This is a genomic window from Rhizobium sp. BR 314 (genome assembly GCF_047445805.1).
GTDB lineage: Bacteria > Pseudomonadota > Alphaproteobacteria > Rhizobiales > Rhizobiaceae > Rhizobium > Rhizobium lusitanum_B.
Genome location: NZ_JARWLA010000007.1, coordinates 174,055 through 191,914 on the forward strand (window position 1 = coordinate 174,055; position 17,860 = coordinate 191,914).

Sequence of the window (17,860 nt, forward strand, 5' to 3'; positions counted from 1 at the left end):
GAGGCTCCAGCGTGAAGAGGAAAAGGTCAGATCGGAACGCTGCCGATCAGCCGATAAGAAATCCGAAAACGACTAGACCGAGGAACAGAGCGATCATCGCCAGGAGGATGGCATCGGATGCGCAGGTCGTTCCGGTCGGACCACGCCCCCTGTCGGAGGGGCGTGGATCGATCGCTTTTCTAAGCTTGCTCAGAAGCGGTTGGCTCATGGCCGTCGTTCCTTAGAAGGCCTGACCGGTGATCATCGCGAGGTGTTCGACGATCGGTCCAAGCGCAAGCGCCGGGAAGAAGGTCAGACCACCGACGATCAGGATCGTGCCGACGAGCAGGCCGACAAAGAGCGGTCCGTCGGTCGGGAAGGTGCCGGCCGAGGCGGGAACCGTCTTCTTGGTGATCAGCGAACCGGCAATGGCAAGTGCCGGAACGATGACCAGGAAGCGGCCGATCAGCATGACGAGGCCGAGCGTGATGTTGAACCAAGGCGTGTTGCCCGAAAGACCGCCAAAGGCCGAACCATTGTTTGCCGCAGCAGAGCTGTAGGCATAGAGGATTTCGGAGAAACCGTGCGGGCCGGCATTGCCGACGGAAGCCACTGCCGAAGGCAGCACGGCAGAAATGGCAGTGAAGATCAGCATGCCGAAGGGCAGGCAAAGCACGGCGAGCATCGCCATCTTCACTTCTTTGGCTTCGATCTTCTTGCCGAGATATTCCGGCGTACGGCCGACCATCAGCCCTGCAACGAAGATGGCGATGATGATGAACATCACGATGCCGTAGAAGCCGGCGCCGACGCCACCGATGATAACTTCGCCAAGCTGCAGGTTGATGAGCGGGATCAGGCCACCGATAGCGGTGAAGCTGTCGAGCATGCCGTTGACCGCACCGCAGGACGCAGCCGTAGTGATGACGGCGAACAGCGAGGAGGCGACAATGCCGAAGCGAACTTCCTTGCCTTCCATGTTGCCGCCCTGGATGCCGAGCGCATGGACCAGCGGGTTGCCGGCAGCTTCAGCCCAATAGGTGATGATAACGCCTGCAATGAAGAGAGTGCACATTGCAGCCAGGATCGCCCAGCCCTGACGCTGGCTGCCGACCATTCGACCGAAGACGTTGGTCAACGCCGCGCCGATCGCGAAGATCGACAGCATCTGGATGAGGTTGGAGATTGCGTCCGGATTTTCGAACGGATGCGCCGAGTTGGCGTTGAAGAAGCCGCCGCCATTGGTGCCTAGCATCTTGATGGCAAGCTGCGATGCGACGGGACCAACGGCGATCGTTTGCTGAGCGCCTTCGAGGGTCGCCGCGTTCACATAGGGGCCAAGCGTCTGCGGAACGCCGAGATAGACGTATACCAGCGTCAGCACGATGCAGATGGGCAGCAGCACATAGAGCGTGGCACGGGTCATATCGACCCAGAAGTTACCGATCGCCTTGCCCGAAGCACGCGCGAATGCGCGGATCAACGCAATGGCGATGGCAATGCCGGTTGCTGCGGACACGAAGTTCTGCACAGTCAGACCTGCCATCTGCACGAGGTAGGACATCGTGCTTTCGCCGCCGTAGTTCTGCCAGTTGGTATTGGTGACGAAGCTCGTAGCGGTGTTGAAGGACAGTTCAGGACCGACCGCAGTCATGCCCGCCGGATTGTACGGCAAGCCGGCCTGCAGTCGCTGCAGCGCATAGAGAACGATGAAGCCAGCAAGGCTGAACAGCAGCAGCGAAACCGAGTAGGTCGTCCAATGCTGGTCTTCACGTTCGTCCGTGCCGGCCAAGCGGTAAAGTCCTCGCTCCACAGGACCGAGGACATAAGAAAGGAGTGTGCGCTCGCCGGTAAACACACGTGTCATGTAACCGCCAAGCGGTTTGACGAGCAGAAGGAGGATCCCGATGAAAATCAGGATCTGGAGCCATCCGTTGAGGGTCATGGAAGTAACTTTCCCTATCCAGCGCTGTTAGAAGCGCTCGGGGCGAATGAGAGCATAGACCAGATAGGCGGTGAGAAAGAGCGTCACGCCGCCACCGAGAATGTAATCGAGAAGCATTGTCGTCTCTCCGGCTAGAGGCTGTCGCAGGCCTTAGTGTAAGCGACGCAGAGGAGGAAAAATAAAACGCCGATCCCGACAAGAAAAATGTCCATCATCGATCGCGAATCCTTGATTGTTATTGTTGAGTGCAGAAGCGATGGGGAGCGCCGCAGATGAACAGCGCTTCTTTTCTTTCTGCCAAGGGAGAAGAACACTTCGCGTGCATCTTCCATCGACAATATGCGGCCGAATGGCATTAAGGTTCGAGACGGGCGCCAAAGCAAAGATATAAAAATCTTATAAATGCCAGCTCCGGTCATTCGGGCTGGCGACCGCGTCTTTATAACCTGGCCTGCACTTAAGGACCTCGGCGCGAAAAGCGCCGCGGCGAACTGCACGGAAAGGCGCGCTCAGCGAAGCGATCTTCACTGGATTGGGCGATCTGGATCACGTCCAAAGGAAAAGCCGCATATCGGCGTTCCCAGCGCGACGAAGGTGACGACAGGATAATTGAGCGCTTCAAGAGCTTGAATGGAGGAATGCGGGGAGGATCTACGCGCGGAAAGTGGCCGCCGTGCATTCGCCTGACAAGGATGCTCCGGGCTCCCAGACGGTGGAGCTAGCCGAAAAGAATGACGCTCTAAAAAAGAAAGACCGATGAGCGTGTCAGCGAAAAACCCGCTGAGACAGTGGCGCCCGCCCTCAAAGATTGCAAGGGCGGGCGCAAATCAATTCCAGGCAGCCAGTTTAAGCGTGCGCAGCATCCGTGCCCTGGATGGCCGAAAGCGTCCAGTCCGAACCGGGCTTGCGCACGAAGGTCCAGAGCTCAACCGTTTCCGATGGCTTGTGATCGTCGCCGTCGACGAGCTTGCCCGTCGTACGATCGAGCATGGCGTCGATGCTGGAATAGCGCATCGCGAGCGTCGCGTATTCGGCATTGTCCTCGCGCCACGCTTCGGCGATATCACCCTGCAGCAGGCGAACGTCAGTTACACTGTTGCGTACGCCATTGGTGGCATTCTCGCCCAATTCTTCCGCAAGGTAGGACATTGCCTCCGGCGTAGTCAGCCGGCGCAGGGTCGCGTAGTCTTCCTTGCCGTAGGCAGACTGGACTTCGGTCAAAAGCCGCTCGAAGCGATCGAGATCGGCCTGTTGCAATCCGATTTCGTCCTCGGCCTGTCGGGCTTTCTGAGCAGCGCCGGCCATCGCACCACCACCGATCGTCGGAATGGAGAAGGACGGACGCGGCGAGGTGCCGGCATTGTTCATCGCGTTCACATTATAGGGCGAACCCGTTCCCGGTGCCGCATATTGCGTGCGCTGGCGGTTTGCGAAGAAGCGCATGGCAAAGCTGACGGCAGCGATGATCAGACCGATCTGCAGCAACATGCCAAGGAAGCCGAAGCCGCCGCCGAAACCATGGCCGAGCATCATACCGAGCAGGCCACCGGCGAGCAGGCCGCCGATCATCGATCCGCCAAATCCGCCGAAGAAGCCGGGACGCTGCGGCGCGCCGACCGGCTGCTGCGCGGCGGGCTGCTGAGGTCTGGTTGTCATCGTCCGATCGATCGGAGCGGCCTGCGTCGGAGCCGTTCGCGTTGTGGCGGGCGCGTCAAACGTCCGCGTTCCGCGGCTGCCGAACCCGCTCGAGCCGGCACGGCGTGCGTCGGCAACATCGAAGGTCGCTACCGTGGAAGCTGTAGCGAGCAGGACGATGGCTGCGATCTTGGCAAAACGGGGAACTGCACTCAGCATTGGCTCTCCTCTGATTGAGCGAAAATGGAATTCAGCACCATATGGGGATGCCGAACTGCGATTGTAAGTTGGTGTGCCGTCAAATTTCAAACCGCAGCGCGTTTTGAGCCGGAAAGTTCGGCGGATTTTGCCGCGAAAGCCCCGAAAATGTCGAGGCATCCCGTGCTGGCGCCGACTGGCAATCCAACGGACAGACGCCTAGTTTTCCTCGGCGCCTTCGAGCAATCCGTCATACACCTCCATCAGCGCGTTGGTGATTGCCTGTCCAAGTGCGTTGCCAGCCGCGCGGACATCGTCATCCGTGCCGTCACGTGCTGCCCTGGCCAACTCGAAGCCCTCGCCGCTGACGATCTGCTTTGCGACCTCGATGGCCCACAGACCGAAGTCGCCGCGATTGTCGATCTTCATCGCCTCTTCCATGATCAGTCGTGCTCCTTTGTGTTCACTCGCTGCAATCAGCCTCTACACACTCATGTGGAGCAAGGCCAGTATGATGGCGCCGTCGCCTGGGGACCGACCGCGCTGCTGATGACCTAGCCTTTCCTTTTGGGATAAGGGGTATCATGGCAAGCCGATCGGTCAACAAGCGCGACCCGTCAAGACGGCAGATCGCCCCAAACCGGCTTGAGAGGGTAGAACAGCGAGGGAAACTGCGCCCTCCCGCCAGGGCGACGAAAACTGACAATTTCCCGAAATTGGAACGGCAGAAGGCCGTGGCGAACCTTGCGGACGCTGGAAATTGTGGAAATACGCCCTTTCGAGCCCCTAAAGATCAACAGGCCTCGTGACAATGAACGGCTGCAATGGAAATGATTCCTCCGTAACCAATGCGGGGAAGCATCATGACCACCACCAATGAAATCGCAGACAAGATTGCCGCTGATCACAAGCTGACCAAGGCTCAGGGCAAGGCAATCGTCGAAGCCGTCTTTGCATCTATTATCGGAGCAGCTACTTCCGGCGCAGAGACCTCCATTCCGGGTTTCGGCAAGTTCAAGGTGAAGGACACGCCGGAGCGCGAAGCTCGCAATCCGGGAACGGGCGCGACCATCAAGGTTGCAGCAGCAAAGAAGCTCACCTTCACGCCGGCAAAGGCCTTGAAGGACGCACTTAACAAGTAATGCCAGCTTTGAGCCATTGAGGCTCGATGCGTCAGACGGCCGGCCCTCGCGGAGTGGGCCGGCCGTCAGCATTCGCGACTTGATACGGCGGACGCGATCTCGCCGGAGCGCGACAAGATCAGCTCAACCTGCCGCGAGCAGATGGTCGGCGGTTATCAAGATGGGCTCTTAGAGCTGCAGGCTCATCCGTCTGGATCGCTGAAATGCCGGCGTCGATCAAACGGCCCCAGACCGCTTGCGGATCCTGCAATGCAGCGGAGTCTGTGAAACCGGCACACGAAACCGCGTCCAGCGTATTGACCCAGAGCGCAATGCCGGCCTGCTTGAAAAGTACCCGGCGCTCGGCAACTTGTTCCAGCCTGTCGAAATAGATTTCGCATAGGAATGGATTGAGTTGAAGCAAGAGGTCCAACTGACTGTCGGCATCCGGTGCCTCGAGGCGGGTCTTCGCGATGAAAGGGACGGCCTGCGACGAGACATTGGCGCGGATCCATGCCAGATCCTCCTTCGTCTTCAGATTGGCCCAGAAATCAACTTGCTGATCGACGCCCATGGCGTGGGCGCATACGATTACTTCCGGGATCAAATCCCTGTACTTGACGTCGAGATGGAGGAAAACTCGATCTCGCGTCAGATCGAAGACCTCCTTCAGGCTCGGCAGCGTCTCTGCCGTCATTGGGTTCCCCTCGCCCCCATCGCGATCACGCAAGTGAAGGCTGCATAATTGCTGCCGAGTTAGCGCCTCGGGCTGTTTATCGAGGCCTGCCATTCGTTTGAGCGTATCGTCGTGCAGGAGAACAAGCTCTCCGTCGCTACTGCGCCTTATGTCGATCTCGACCACGCCATAGCCGGCAGAAATCGCTCGCTCTATCGACAGCAAGCTGTTTTCCGGCGCCGCATGCCAGAGCCCGCGATGAACGATGATCGCGCAGTCGCGCGCGGGATCGCGCGATATAGTCGATGTAGTTCATGACACGTCCTTTTCTTGCGCCGAACCGGGCGTAGCACAGGACTTTGTCAGAGCTGCAAAGCACGACGCACATCGTTGGGCCGCAAAGCTCGCCGAAAAAGGACAATCGCAGCCTCATGGCTGCGATTGGAAATCATCAGGCATTCCATGTCACGGAGCAGCCAGGTCGGCTCCTCAGAAGGCCCAGTCCTCATCCTCGGTGGCAACGGCCTTGCCGATGACATAGGACGAGCCGGAGCCGGAGAAGAAGTCGTGGTTCTCGTCGGCATTCGGCGAGAGCGCCGAAAGGATCGCCGGATTGACCTTGCAGGCCTCCGCAGGGAACAGCGCCTCGTAGCCGAGGTTCATCAGCGCCTTGTTGGCGTTGTAATGCAGGAATTTCTTGACGTCTTCGGTGAGGCCGACGCCGTCATAGAGCGCTTCGGTGTACCTTGCCTCGTTGTCATAGAGCTCGAGCAGCAGGTCGAAGGCGAAATCCTTGATCTCCTGCTTGCGCTCTTCCGAAAGCCGCTCCAGTCCCCGCTGGAACTTGTAGCCGATATAGTAGCCATGCACGGCTTCATCGCGAATGATGAGACGGATCATGTCTGCAGTGTTGGTGAGCTTGGCGCGGCTCGACCAGAACATCGGCAGATAGAAGCCCGAATAGAACAGGAAGCTTTCGAGGAAGACGCTGGCGACCTTCTTCTTCAGCGGATCGCCGGATGCGTACTGTTCCAAGATCAGCGCCGACTTGCGCTGCAGGAATTCATTCTCCTCCGACCAGCGATAGGCGTCGTCGACGTCGGGTGTCAGGCAAAGCGTCGAGAAGATCGATGAGTAGGAACGCGCGTGCACCGCTTCCATGAAGGAGATGTTCGAAAGAACGGCCTCTTCATGCGGCGTCGCGGCATCGGCCATGAGCTTGACCGAACCGACGCCGTTCTGGATCGTGTCAAGCAGGGTCAGGCCCGTGAAGACGCGGATCGTGAGCTGCTGCTCTTCCGGCTTCAAGGTCGCCCAGGATGGGATATCGTTCGACAGCGGCACCTTCTCGGGCAGCCAGAAATTGCCGGTCAGGCGGTTCCAGACTTCGAGATCCTTATCGTCATCGATGCGGTTCCAGTTGATCGCACGGATACGACTTGCCGGCTTGAATTGCATGTTCACGGGAATGTCCTTTCAAACCGGAAATCAGAGGGCGCAGGAAACGCAGCCTTGCACCTCGGTGCCGGACAGCGCCATCTGACGAAGACGGATGTAATAGATGGTCTTGATACCCTTCTTCCAGGCGTAGATCTGCGCCTTATTGATATCGCGGGTGGTCGCGGTATCGCGGAAGAACAGCGTCAGGGACAGGCCCTGATCGACATGCTGCGTGGCCGCCGCATAGGTATCGATGATCTTTTCCGGTCCGATCTCGTAGGCGTCCTGGTAGTAGTCGAGATTATCGTTGGTCATGAAGGCGGCCGGGTAGTAGACGCGGCCGATCTTGCCTTCTTTGCGGATCTCGATCTTGGAAACGATCGGATGGATCGAAGAGGTCGAGTGGTTGATGTAGGAGATCGAGCCTGTGGGAGGCACGGCCTGCAGGTTCTGGTTATAGAGCCCGCCTTCCATCACGGCCTTCTTCAGTTCCAACCAGTCTTCCTGCGTCGGGATGGCAATGCCGGCCTTTTCGAACAGCTCGGCCACATGCGCGGTCGCCGGCTTCCATTCTTGTCCGGTATATTTGTCGAAATATTCGCCGGAGGCGTATTTCGAATTCTCGAAGCCCTTGAAGCTCTGGCCCCGTTCGACTGCGAGCAAGTTGGAGGCGCGGACGGCGTGATAGGTCACGGTGTAGAAATAGATGTTGGTGAAATCGACGCCTTCTTCGGAACCGTAGAAAATGCGTTCGCGGGCGAGATAGCCGTGCAGGTTCATCTGGCCAAGGCCGATGGCGTGGCTGTCGTCGTTGCCCTTCTCGATCGAGGGCACAGAAGAGATGTGGCTCATGTCGGAGACGGCGGTCAGCGCGCGGATCGACATTTCGATCGTCTTGCCGAAATCCGGGCTGTCCATTGCGGCGGCGATGTTGAGCGAGCCGAGATTGCAGGAGATGTCCTTGCCCATGTGCTTGTAGGAGAGATCGTCGCTAAATTCGCTCGCTTCGCTCACCTGCAGGATTTCCGAGCAGAGATTGCTCATAGTGATGCGGCCAGCGACCGGGTTGGCGCGGTTCACCGTGTCTTCGAACATGATGTAGGGATAGCCGCTTTCGAACTGGATTTCGGCAATCACCTGGAAGAAGTCGCGCGCCTTGATCTTCTTCTTGCGAATGCGGCTGTCGGCTACCATCTCGCGGTACTTTTCCGTCACCGAAATTTCGGTAAACGGCACGCCGTAGACACGCTCCACGTCATAGGGCGAGAACAGGTACATATCGTCATTGTTCTTCGCGAGCTCGAAGGTGATATCGGGAATGACGACGCCAAGCGACAACGTCTTGATGCGGATCTTTTCGTCGGCATTCTCGCGCTTGGTGTCGAGGAAACGCATGATGTCGGGGTGGTGGGCGTTCAGATAGACGGCGCCGGCCCCTTGTCTTGCACCCAGCTGATTGGCGTAGGAGAAGGAGTCTTCCAGCAGCTTCATGACGGGAATGATGCCAGAAGACTGATTTTCGATGTGCTTGATCGGGGCGCCAGCCTCACGAATATTAGTGAGAGACAGTGCCACACCGCCGCCGCGCTTGGAGAGCTGCAGCGCGGAATTGATGGCGCGACCGATCGACTCCATATTGTCTTCGACACGCAGCAGGAAGCAGGAAACTAGCTCGCCGCGCTGCTTCTTGCCGGCATTGAGGAAGGTTGGCGTCGCCGGCTGGAAACGGCCGGAAATGATTTCGTCCACCATGTCGCGTGCAAGCTGCTCGCTGCCGCGGGCGAGCGCCAGTGCAACCATGCAGACACGGTCTTCATAGCGCTCTAGATAGCGCTTTCCGTCAAAAGTCTTCAGCGTGTAGCTGGTGTAATATTTGAACGCACCGAGGAACGTCGGAAAACGGAACTTCTTCGCATAGGCATGATCGAAGAGATCGCGCACGAAGTTGAAGGAATACTGATCCAGCACCTCCTGCTCGTAGTAGCCTTCAGTCACCAGATAATCCAGCTTCTCCCGCAGGTTATGGAAAAACACAGTGTTCTGGTTGACGTGTTGAAGGAAATACTGCTTGGCCGCCATGCGGTCCTTGTCGAGCTGGATTTGACCCTGCTCGTCATAGAGGTTCAGCATGGCATTGAGGGCGTGATAGTCCAGTGCCGTTTCCGTGGCCTTTGCTGGCCGGTCAAGCGTTAGCGTGTCCAAAATCGTTCCAATCCGTGTCTGACATTGGCAACATCCTCCGCCGTCCCCAAAAGCTCGAACCGATACAGAAACGGCACTTTGCATTTGTCGGAGATGATGCTGCCGGCGATACCGTAGGTCGCCCCGAAGTTGCTGTTGCCCGCGGCGATGACCCCGCGGATATTTGATCGGTTATCCGCATCGTTGAGGAAGCGGATGACCTGCTTGGGCACGGCACCTTTGCCCCCTTCGCCGCAATAGGTCGGGACAATGAGAACGTACGGACGGGCAGCTCTAAGCTCCTCGCCCGCTGAAAGCGGGATGCGAGCGGCCGGCAAGCCAAGCTTGGCAACGAAGCGATGGGTGTTCTCGGATCTGCTGGAGAAATAGACGAGCTCACCCACCTTCAAGTCCTCAGGCGAGGGCGCTGATCATGTCGGGACGGAAACCGGCCCAATGCTGTTCGCCGGCGATAACGACCGGAACCTGACGGTAGCCGAGGCCCTGCACCAGCTCGTAGGCTTCGCTGTCGGTGGAAACGTCGACGATGGTGTAATCGATGCCCTGGCGGTCGAGAGCGCGGGTGGTCGCAGTGCATTGTACGCAGGCGGGCTTGCTGTAGACGGTAACCATTGGATGTCCTCGTATCTATATATAGGCGTGCAAAAGGGTCCGGGCACCAAAGGATGCCCGCATTCGGGATGACAGCAGAAACGGATGCAGCTCGCGGCTGGTCGCTTAAACGACCGTCATTCGCGAAGCCGGATATGGGTACTCAAAAACATGGACTTCACCCCGAAGCTATTCATGCGGGGCATTCGCGGGAGCAAAGACGACGACAATCATGCCGCGCGAACCTTCGCTCGCCATCCGGACACCCCGCCCGTGGACGTTATGCTCGAGGCAGGTCTCCTGGCTCACGGGTCGCAGCATTCGATCCGCCTTCCCAAGACGCTGGTCTCAGTGGCCATTTCGAACGAACACTCGCCGCTCACAGTTGCGGGGGCAGCTACGGCTTGGCAATCATCATGGCTGCCGACCGTATTCCCATCTTAGCCTCCAATTCTTGCGAATCGAAGGAACCTCGAACACTATATATAGTATATGAGGTTAAAGTTGCGTCAACTGGTTCCGACATCCCTGCCTTAATTTGAATGTTGATAATGTGTGGATAGCACCACCAAACCCTGCATCTGTGGGGCTGGACAACCATGATGTTACTTTATAACAATTGATATGTAATGTTATTACATAAAGGATCATCCATGTTTTACTCTCGTTCAAATCACCTTCTCGCAGCCACCTCGCTGGTCTGCGCATTGTTATTGCCATTCTCGTCTCTCGCCGACGACGAAGTCGCATCGGAGACATGGAGACTGTTCGTCGCAGACCATAGCCTGCCGGTGGTTCGGGCAATCGACGTCGCGAGCGGCAAGGAGATCGGCCGTTTCGACATCGAAGGATATGCATCCCTTTCGCTCAGCCAATCCGGCAGGACAGTCTTTGCCGTACAGGGCGAAAAGAATGTGGTACTAGCAGTCGATACCGGCATATCTCTTTCCGATCATGGCGATCACCGCGATATCGCCCTTTCCGATCCGAAACTGATTGCAACCGTGATCAAGGGCGAGAAGCCGGGCCATGTGGTCAGCCACGCCAACGAGGTGACGATCTTTTATGATCGCGGCGGCAAGTTCGACCTCCTCTCGGAGGCGGATCTCCTCCAGAACAAGCCCGAAATTCGCGCATTTGACACGACCGCCGCCCATCACGGTGTCGCGGTGCCGATGGGCAACCACCTCCTTGTGTCGGCGCCCGATCTGAACGCGCCGGTGAAGGAAGGCGAATTGCCGCCGCGCCTCGGGCTGCGGATACTTGATCGTGAGGGGAAACAGGTCGGTCAAATTGGAACCTGCACGGGCCTACATGGAGAAGCAACATCTGCCCGGCTGGTCGCCTTCGGTTGCGAAGAAGGCGTGTTTATCGTTCGTCCCGGCGGAGTCGACGGCCCGAAGATGGAGATGCTCGCCTATGGTGCGGCATTGCCGAAGGGCAAGGTTTCGACCCTGCTCGGCGGCACATTTATGCAGTTCTTTCTCGGCAATTACGGCGAGCAGAACATCGTGCTCATCGATCCAGACGACAAGACCACTCCCTACAGGCTGATCGAACTTCCAACCCGGCGCGTGGATTTTGTGCTTGATCCTGCCAAGCCGCAACATGCCTATGTCTTGACGGAAGATGGCAGACTGCATCTTATCGACGTGGTGGACGGCGTGATCGCAAAATCAGAGCGCGTGACCGAACCCTACAGCAAGGATGGCCATTGGCGCGATCCACGGCCGCGCCTGGCTGTTGCCGGTAAACTCATCGCCATTACCGATCCCCGCCAAAGCAAGGTGCATCTGGTCGACGGAGAGACCTTAAAAGAGGTTCGCGATATCCACGTAGAGGGGCAGCCCTTTGCCATCGTCTCCGCCGGCGGATCCGGCGCCACCCATTGAGGTCGCGCATTTAATAGCGCGAATGCACGACAGGACCTTCGCGGCTCCAACGCAAGAGAGAAACCGGCTATCTCAGCCGGTTCTATCGCCACGCGACATCATGCGAAGCGGGCGGTGAACATCGCTTTACAGGAAGCCTCAAGCTGCCGCTTCAGCTCATAAAGCAGCGCGCAAATCGCAAGGGTAACAACGACGATGGGGACGAACAGCGAGGCAGACATCAGTCCGAGCTGATCCAATACGTAGGCGATAAGCAGCATGACGGTCTGATGAAGCACATAGTAGGTAAGAACCGCCCGGTTTAGATAGCGGATGACGGCATTCTCGGTTTTGAACCAGATTCTTGCGTAGCCGAGAACGGCGACGATGGTACACCACTGAAAAACGCCCGCAATTGCTTGCCCGACAACCAGGCGCCATTTTTCAGGCTCCGGCAGCGGCATCGCCACAAACAGCAACGCCAAGACCGGCGCACATGCCAAAGCCAGGCACAAGGCCGGCCTTCGCATGCTGACAACCGCATCCCAATAATCATCACGCATGGCCAGTGCCGCTCCGATGAAGAAGCAGGCTATGTAGATGGCGTGGCTATACCAGTCACCCAACAGATTAGACGTCGGCGGAAATACCGGCCTGAGCAGGAGTCGCAGCAGCACGAAGAACATGATGGGCAGGATGAGAAGCCATTTTCCGGTCAGCCATGAGGCGAGCTTGTCACCAGCAAAAACCAAGAGTTGCGGCCTCGCCGATACGGCAAGCGTCAGGATAGCCGTATAGATCCAGAGATAGGCGAGATACCAAAGATGCTGCATCCCCGCGAGTTGCGCCAGTTCGCCGTCCGGCAGGCGTATCGGCGTCCACGTGAGGTAGTGCCAAACGACATCGTAGAAGCTGACATTCACATCCAAACCGGCATTCAACCATACGTAAATCTGGGGAGGTATCAGAAATAGCAGCCCCAGCAGCAAAGGTATCAGTAATTGTCTCGTGCGCGCGCTCCGCAATGCCTCGGGAGATTGCCGCGTCAGCAACATACCCGTCACAGTCCCCGAGATGATGAACAGGAGGGACATCCGCCAAGGATGAGTCCATAAGTGAATAATATCGAAAATAGGAGAGGTGTCCGGCGCCTTTAGCAGGAAGTTTCTCGAATTATACATCAAGCTGACGTGGTAGACGATCAACAGCATGAAAGCTGCGACCCTGAGGAAATCCAGATCGTATCTGCGCGGCACCTTATTCATAGTTTAGCATATTCAACCTCAACCCTTAATGCATTGCCAAGAAGGGAAGGAAAAAATCATGCCGTGCAGTGCTTGCCGGCGAGCACCATCGAAATCCCCGCGGCGGCCAAGCAGTGATGTCGGCATCCTGACCGATCAGCAAGGCCCTCCGTCAGTTGATCGGGCCAGCTATTCCTGTTCGCACGGTCATGTCGGCCAGGCTCACATCGAGCGTCGCGGGATCGATCGATTGGCGCACCTGCAGCAGCATGCTCGACAGGTCCTGCATCATTTCACGGACGAATTTCTCGGTATTCGCGCGATCTCCGGAGACGATGAGCCGCAGCAAGGAAATGTGGCTCTCAATCATGGTCGCCATAGATGCGCCGGGGCCGAGATAGGTGTGGAATATCCATCCGGTGCGGCGATAGAGTGTCTGCAGCGGGATGAGCGTATTTGCCAGAAGCGGTTCGCCGGATGCGGTCAGGATCGCCTTGTTGAGCAAACGATCGGTGAAGTTGAAGCGCTCCAGGCTAAGCTCCGACTTTGAAGCCTCCAGTTCAGTGATGAAGGTCCGCAAGATCTTGTGGTCCTGCGGCGTGGCACGTTCGCTTGCCAGTCCGCAGCCGATGACCTCCATTTCCGTACGCAAGGGAAGCAAGGTTCTTTCCTGCGCCAGATTGACCGGCGCGATCCTCAAGCCTGAACGCGGGCTGACATAGATAAGCTGGTTGGCCGAGAGGCGCTTTACGGCGTCATGAACGGGCGTGCGTCCCAGGCCGGATTGCTCCTGCAATTGCTGGATGGTGTAGCGCGCGCCTGGCTGCAGCTCCGTGGAAACGATCATACCTTCGAGGCGATCATAGGCTTCCTCTGACAGGCTCCGGGTTTGCTTCTCCGTCTTCGTCATCGCGCAATCGATCTTTTCCCACCCGGCTCAGCCGTCGCTTCCCACATCCGATCAACCTGGATCGGCATTGACTTTCGGCTCCATATATCAAAATTATTGCCTCATGTGAAATTTCAGATTAGTAGCGTGATATTTCATATGGGAGGATTCATGACAATCGAACACGCAACCACTGCCTCGACGATGCAGCGGCCATCCACCAATCGCCGTTGGTGGATCGGCGCCTTGTTAGCGCTCGGCGTTCTCGTCAACTATTTCGACCGGGTGAACCTGACGGTCGCCTCGCCCTTCATCCAGGACGACTTTCACATCGGCCCGGCTGAGATGGGCATACTTTTCAGCGCCTTCGGCTGGACCTATGGCTTCCTGCAAATCCCCGTGGGCATGCTGCTTGACCGCTTCGGCGTCCAGCGCGTCATGCGCTGGAGCACATTCTCCTGGGGTGTCGCTTCCATCATCACGGCCTTCTCGACCGGCATGCAGACGCTCTTTCTTTCACGCATGCTTCTCGGCGTCGCCGAAACACCCGGCTTCCCTGCCAACTCGAAGGCAACCGGCTATTGGTTTCCGCGCCATGAGCGCGGGCTTGCAACGGCTCTCTTTGATGCGGCTGCAAAATTCTCCAACGTCATCGCCATTCCGCTGGTCGCCTTCCTGATGCTCCACTTCGGCTGGCGCGGCGGCTTCATCGCCACGGCGATCATCAGCTTCGTTTTCTTCGCACTGTTTTGGCTATTCTATCGCGATCCCGGCGCCGACGGGAATCTCTCGAACGAGGAGCGCGCCTATCTGAAGGCCGGTGGTGCGGCGCAGGAAGGCGAGGCCTCCGCCAATGCGGTTGGCATGCTCGGCTATCTCCTGCGCAATCGCAAGGTCTGGGGCCTTTCGATCGGCTTTGCCGCCTACGGCTACGCCTTTGCCCTCTTCATCTTCTGGCTGCCGGGTTATCTGGTCAAGGAGATGCATATGGATATTCTGAAGTCGGCAAGCTTCACGACAATTCCCTGGATCTTTGCCACGGCTTCAGACCTTCTGATCGGCGGCTGGCTGATCGACCACTTCATCCGAAAGGGTCACGACGAATCCCGGGTACGCAAGACGATTATTGTCCTCGGCATGCTGATGGGTCTGGCCGTAGTCGGCGCCGGACTGACTGCCGACCCCTATTGGGCGATCCTCTGGATTACCATCTCTCTGAGTGGCCTTGCCGCGGCTGCACCGGCCGGATGGTCTATCCCCGCTCTCATCGCGCCGAAGGGCGGTGCCGCCACCGTCGGCGGCATCATGAACTTCCTCAACAGCGTAACCGGCATTGCCGCTCCGATCATCACCGGCTTCATCGTCGGCGCCACGCAATCCTTCAGTCGTGCCTTCCTGCTGGCAGGTGTGATGCTGGCGATCGGCATCGTCTCCTATGTCTTCGTCCTCGGTCGCATCGAGCAGATCCCCGATCCGAAGGCATGATTTCGTTTAAAGACCAGGAAAGGTTTCCCATGAAAATCACCAATGCGAAGGTCATCGTCTGCTCGCCCGGGCGCAACTTCGTCACCCTCAAAATCGAAACCGATGAAGGGATTTACGGCATCGGCGATGCAACGGTGAACGGCCGCGAGCTGGCCGTCGCCTCCTACCTGCAGGATCATCTCGTTCCCTGCCTCATCGGCCGCGATGCGTCGCAGATCGAGGACATCTGGCAGTATTTCTACAAGGGCGCCTATTGGCGCCGCGGCCCGATTACCATGGCGGCGATCGCCGCCGTCGACGTGGCACTATGGGACATCAAGGCCAAGGCGGCCAACATGCCGCTCTACCAGTTGCTCGGCGGTGCCAGCCGCACGCATATGCTCGCCTATACCCATGCAAATGGCGAGACGATCGAGGAGACGGCCGACAAGGTTGCCGCCTTCAAGGAAGAGGGCTGGAAGGCGATCCGCGTGCAAAGCGCCGTTCCTGGCCTACCGGTGACTTACGGCGTCGAAAAGGTCGGCTCGCTCGTGCAAGCAGAGGACAAGCCGCGCGAAACGCTTTGGGACACGCCCACCTATCTGCGGTTCCTGCCGAAGCTTCTCGACCATCTGCGCGATCGGTTCGGCTATGATCTTCACCTCCTGCACGACGTTCATCATCGCCTAACCCCGCAAGAAGCTGCAGCGCTTGCGAAGGAAGTAGAACGCCACAGGCTCTTCTGGCTCGAAGATGCGGTTCCCGCCGAAAACCAGGAATCCTTCCGGCTCATCCGGCAGCACTCCACCACGCCGCTCGCCCTCGGCGAAGTCTTCAACTCGATCCACGATTGCCGCCAGCTGATCCAGGACCAGCTAATCGACTATATTCGTACAACGCCGCTGCATGCCGGCGGCATAACCCATGTGCGGCGCATCGCCGATCTTGCGGGCCTCTATCATATCCGCACCGCCTGCCATGGCGCGGCTGACATGTCGCCGATCACCATGGGTGCGGCGCTGCATTTCGATCGCTGGGTGCCGAATTTCGGGATCCAGGAATATGCCTTCCATCCGGATGAAGCGAAGAACGTCTTCCCGCACGAATGGCATCTGAAGGACGGCCAGCTCTATAGTGGCGAAAAGCCGGGACACGGCGTCGATATTGATGAGAAGGCTGCTGAAAAATACCCCTATCGGCGAGCCTATCTCGACGTGGCACGGCTGTCGGATGGAACCATGTGGAGTTGGTGATGCTCAGCGAACGGCCGGCGTGCTCAAGTCGGCCGTTCGCTTTCATCACCGCGGCTTTCTCGGATGCGGTCGGCGAGATCGAGGAAATTTTGTCGTATTCGGCGCAGGGTGAAATCGAAGCCGAACAAACGCCCGCTGTCGCTGAAAGCGACCGATTGGGCAGCCTCGGAATGCTGAAATGCGTCGAAGGCCGCTTGGAAAGCACTGTCCGCATCGGACAGACGATCTGAATCGATATCGCCTCCCTCTCTTAGTGCTTTCCCGCAAGCCTCGGCAAAGGCGGCTTGGGCGCGCAGAACCAGTGCAGCCTGTGGCCCGATCGCCTCGACCACTTCAACGGGAAAAGGCGCTTCGAACAGGTGGCTGACATAGGTCATGTCATTGCGAATGCGCCACAGCGAACGCGGAATGGCGTCGGAAATTCCCTGCTTTGCCAGCCATAGAGATCGCTCGCGCTGTGCATCGGTCAGCAACGCTTCCGTTGCCACCAGCGATTGTCGCAGCCCGATATTGGCCTCCGCCGCCGACACCGCTTCGCCCTTTTCAGCTGCAGCCGCAAGCATCCGCATGATCTGGGCCATCACATCGAGCGCCGATGCGAAGCGATCGAGCACAACGGTTCGCGAACGGGTCGGCAGGATGAAGAGGCTGGCGAGCACGCCGATGACACCTCCCAGTGTGATTTCCGCGATCCGGTCAATCACGAAAACCTCCACCGGAACCGCCTGCGAATGCGTCAACATTACGATCGCGGCCGTCAGACCTGCGTTTTTCAAGCGCGGCGCTCGCACGGAAACGAAACTCGCAAACCCGACGACACTGATCAGTGCGACCCCTATGGGAAGCGGCTCGTGCGGCGTCAGAAACACGGCTATGCCGCCAAGCACCGCACCGGCGACCGTCGCAACCAGGCGGTCGACGGCCATGCCGGCTGTCGCACCGACCGAAGCCTGCATGACGATCAGTACCGTAAACACGGCCCAATAGCCCTGCTGAAGGTGGAGCAACTGTGAAACAGCATAGGTGACCGTACAGGCGATCATGACCCGCAACGCCTGTATCGCTGCGCGTTTGGTTTGAAACGTCGAGGTTTTCGGTGGAGGCGGAGGTCCGCTTTGACGAGATGCGGGCTCGATCATCGCGCGGCCTCACGGGTGTAGACGTGTGTTGACAATGGCCGTGCGGGGGCTTGCCCCTCCCCTTCGAGTGTGGCGGCATCAGCAGCCGCACCTTCGCCAGACAATGGCAGCAATTTCTCCAGTAGGAAAGAAGGTGGACGCGTACAGATGGCCTGCGCCGCACGCCATCAAGGCTCTATAAGATGAAAGCCCGAACAACCGCTGAGGTCGTAC

At 58.2% G+C, this 17,860-nt stretch carries 17 protein-coding genes and 1 riboswitch; of the genes, 4 read left to right on the forward strand and 13 right to left on the reverse strand.

Translation table 11 applies throughout. From position 1 onward, the window contains the following. Positions 1-46 precede the first annotated feature (46 nt). From QD461_RS12560 to QD461_RS12580, 5 genes are all read right to left on the reverse strand, one after another. Entirely contained in the window at positions 47-208 is a 162-nt protein-coding gene (locus QD461_RS12560; protein ID WP_184707729.1) for a hypothetical protein, read from the reverse strand. 12 nt (positions 209-220) lie between these two features. After that, on the reverse strand, positions 221-1,924 hold the full coding sequence (gene kdpA / locus QD461_RS12565) for a potassium-transporting ATPase subunit KdpA (RefSeq protein WP_414088067.1): 1,704 nt from the start codon (positions 1,922-1,924) through the stop codon (positions 221-223). 27 nt (positions 1,925-1,951) lie between these two features. Beyond that, a complete protein-coding gene (kdpF, locus tag QD461_RS12570; protein WP_184707725.1) occupies positions 1,952-2,041 on the reverse strand; it encodes a K(+)-transporting ATPase subunit F in 90 nt (29 codons plus the stop codon). Positions 2,042-2,770: 729 nt separating this feature from the next. Further along, positions 2,771-3,778 carry a Tim44 domain-containing protein gene (locus tag QD461_RS12575; RefSeq protein WP_414088068.1) on the reverse strand — a complete coding sequence of 336 codons (1,008 nt, stop codon included), beginning with the start codon at positions 3,776-3,778 and terminating at the stop codon, positions 2,771-2,773. Positions 3,779-3,976: 198 nt separating this feature from the next. Next, on the reverse strand, positions 3,977-4,198 hold the full coding sequence (locus tag QD461_RS12580; RefSeq protein WP_184707721.1) for a hypothetical protein: 222 nt from the start codon (positions 4,196-4,198) through the stop codon (positions 3,977-3,979). A 422-nt stretch (positions 4,199-4,620) separates the two neighbouring features. Here QD461_RS12580 and QD461_RS12585 point away from each other — a divergent pair, with 422 nt between their 5' ends. After that, positions 4,621-4,899: an HU family DNA-binding protein gene (locus tag QD461_RS12585; protein WP_414088069.1), complete on the forward strand. Its 279-nt coding sequence runs from the start codon at positions 4,621-4,623 to the stop codon at positions 4,897-4,899. Positions 4,900-5,017: 118 nt separating this feature from the next. On the opposite strand, the gene QD461_RS12590 is transcribed toward QD461_RS12585, so the two are convergent. The 5 genes from QD461_RS12590 to nrdH form a co-directional block, all read right to left on the reverse strand. Further along, positions 5,018-5,779, reverse strand: coding sequence for a glycerophosphodiester phosphodiesterase family protein (locus QD461_RS12590; RefSeq protein ID WP_414088070.1), 762 nt, complete (start codon positions 5,777-5,779; stop codon positions 5,018-5,020). A 264-nt stretch (positions 5,780-6,043) separates the two neighbouring features. Beyond that, entirely contained in the window at positions 6,044-7,018 is a 975-nt protein-coding gene (gene nrdF / locus QD461_RS12595) for a class 1b ribonucleoside-diphosphate reductase subunit beta (protein ID WP_414088071.1), read from the reverse strand. 24 nt (positions 7,019-7,042) lie between these two features. After that, positions 7,043-9,196: a class 1b ribonucleoside-diphosphate reductase subunit alpha gene (gene nrdE / locus QD461_RS12600; RefSeq protein WP_414088072.1), complete on the reverse strand. Its 2,154-nt coding sequence runs from the start codon at positions 9,194-9,196 to the stop codon at positions 7,043-7,045. Then, the gene (gene nrdI / locus QD461_RS12605) at positions 9,184-9,579 is read right to left on the reverse strand and encodes a class Ib ribonucleoside-diphosphate reductase assembly flavoprotein NrdI (RefSeq protein ID WP_184705582.1); all 396 of its coding nucleotides are present in this window, start codon (positions 9,577-9,579) and stop codon (positions 9,184-9,186) included. Before nrdI ends, nrdE begins: the two co-directional genes overlap by 13 nt. A gap of 10 nt (positions 9,580-9,589) precedes the next feature. After that, positions 9,590-9,808, reverse strand: coding sequence for a glutaredoxin-like protein NrdH (nrdH, locus tag QD461_RS12610; protein WP_184705580.1), 219 nt, complete (start codon positions 9,806-9,808; stop codon positions 9,590-9,592). Positions 9,809-10,059: 251 nt separating this feature from the next. Then, a riboswitch (cobalamin riboswitch) is annotated at positions 10,060-10,277 on the reverse strand. 163 nt (positions 10,278-10,440) lie between these two features. Here nrdH and QD461_RS12615 point away from each other — a divergent pair. After that, positions 10,441-11,679, forward strand: coding sequence for a hypothetical protein (locus QD461_RS12615; RefSeq protein ID WP_414088073.1), 1,239 nt, complete (start codon positions 10,441-10,443; stop codon positions 11,677-11,679). Between the two features lie 98 nt (positions 11,680-11,777). Here the strand turns inward: QD461_RS12615 and QD461_RS12620 are convergent, their stop codons facing one another. After that, complete coding sequence (locus QD461_RS12620) at positions 11,778-12,923, reverse strand: acyltransferase family protein (protein WP_414088074.1); 1,146 nt, start codon at positions 12,921-12,923, stop codon at positions 11,778-11,780. A 151-nt stretch (positions 12,924-13,074) separates the two neighbouring features. Beyond that, entirely contained in the window at positions 13,075-13,812 is a 738-nt protein-coding gene (locus QD461_RS12625) for a GntR family transcriptional regulator (protein ID WP_414088075.1), read from the reverse strand. A 150-nt stretch (positions 13,813-13,962) separates the two neighbouring features. Here QD461_RS12625 and QD461_RS12630 point away from each other — a divergent pair, with 150 nt between their 5' ends. Together QD461_RS12630 and manD are read left to right on the forward strand one after the other, a co-directional pair. Next, entirely contained in the window at positions 13,963-15,276 is a 1,314-nt protein-coding gene (locus QD461_RS12630; RefSeq protein WP_414088076.1) for an MFS transporter, read from the forward strand. A gap of 29 nt (positions 15,277-15,305) precedes the next feature. Beyond that, positions 15,306-16,508, forward strand: a complete 1,203-nt coding sequence (gene manD / locus QD461_RS12635) for a D-mannonate dehydratase ManD (protein ID WP_414088077.1) — start codon at positions 15,306-15,308, stop codon at positions 16,506-16,508. A gap of 23 nt (positions 16,509-16,531) precedes the next feature. On the opposite strand, the gene QD461_RS12640 is transcribed toward manD, so the two are convergent. Further along, positions 16,532-17,647: an FUSC family protein gene (locus QD461_RS12640; protein ID WP_414088078.1), complete on the reverse strand. Its 1,116-nt coding sequence runs from the start codon at positions 17,645-17,647 to the stop codon at positions 16,532-16,534. Positions 17,648-17,860 lie beyond the last annotated feature (213 nt).

What these genes read in the sequence shown, in the direction of transcription:
- QD461_RS12560 (WP_184707729.1), bottom strand. Translation starts at nt 208, where the DNA reads ATGAGCCAACCGCTTCTGAGCAAGCTTAGAAAAGCGATCGATCCACGC.
- kdpA (WP_414088067.1), bottom strand. Translation starts at nt 1,924, where the DNA reads ATGACCCTCAACGGATGGCTCCAGATCCTGATTTTCATCGGGATCCTC.
- kdpF (WP_184707725.1), bottom strand. Translation starts at nt 2,041, where the DNA reads ATGCTTCTCGATTACATTCTCGGTGGCGGCGTGACGCTCTTTCTCACC.
- QD461_RS12575 (WP_414088068.1), bottom strand. Translation starts at nt 3,778, where the DNA reads ATGCTGAGTGCAGTTCCCCGTTTTGCCAAGATCGCAGCCATCGTCCTG.
- QD461_RS12580 (WP_184707721.1), bottom strand. Translation starts at nt 4,198, where the DNA reads ATGGAAGAGGCGATGAAGATCGACAATCGCGGCGACTTCGGTCTGTGG.
- QD461_RS12585 (WP_414088069.1), top strand. Translation starts at nt 4,621, where the DNA reads ATGACCACCACCAATGAAATCGCAGACAAGATTGCCGCTGATCACAAG.
- nrdH (WP_184705580.1), bottom strand. Translation starts at nt 9,808, where the DNA reads ATGGTTACCGTCTACAGCAAGCCCGCCTGCGTACAATGCACTGCGACC.
- QD461_RS12615 (WP_414088073.1), top strand. Translation starts at nt 10,441, where the DNA reads ATGTTTTACTCTCGTTCAAATCACCTTCTCGCAGCCACCTCGCTGGTC.
- QD461_RS12620 (WP_414088074.1), bottom strand. Translation starts at nt 12,923, where the DNA reads ATGAATAAGGTGCCGCGCAGATACGATCTGGATTTCCTCAGGGTCGCA.
- QD461_RS12625 (WP_414088075.1), bottom strand. Translation starts at nt 13,812, where the DNA reads ATGACGAAGACGGAGAAGCAAACCCGGAGCCTGTCAGAGGAAGCCTAT.
- QD461_RS12630 (WP_414088076.1), top strand. Translation starts at nt 13,963, where the DNA reads ATGACAATCGAACACGCAACCACTGCCTCGACGATGCAGCGGCCATCC.
- manD (WP_414088077.1), top strand. Translation starts at nt 15,306, where the DNA reads ATGAAAATCACCAATGCGAAGGTCATCGTCTGCTCGCCCGGGCGCAAC.
- QD461_RS12640 (WP_414088078.1), bottom strand. Translation starts at nt 17,647, where the DNA reads ATGATCGAGCCCGCATCTCGTCAAAGCGGACCTCCGCCTCCACCGAAA.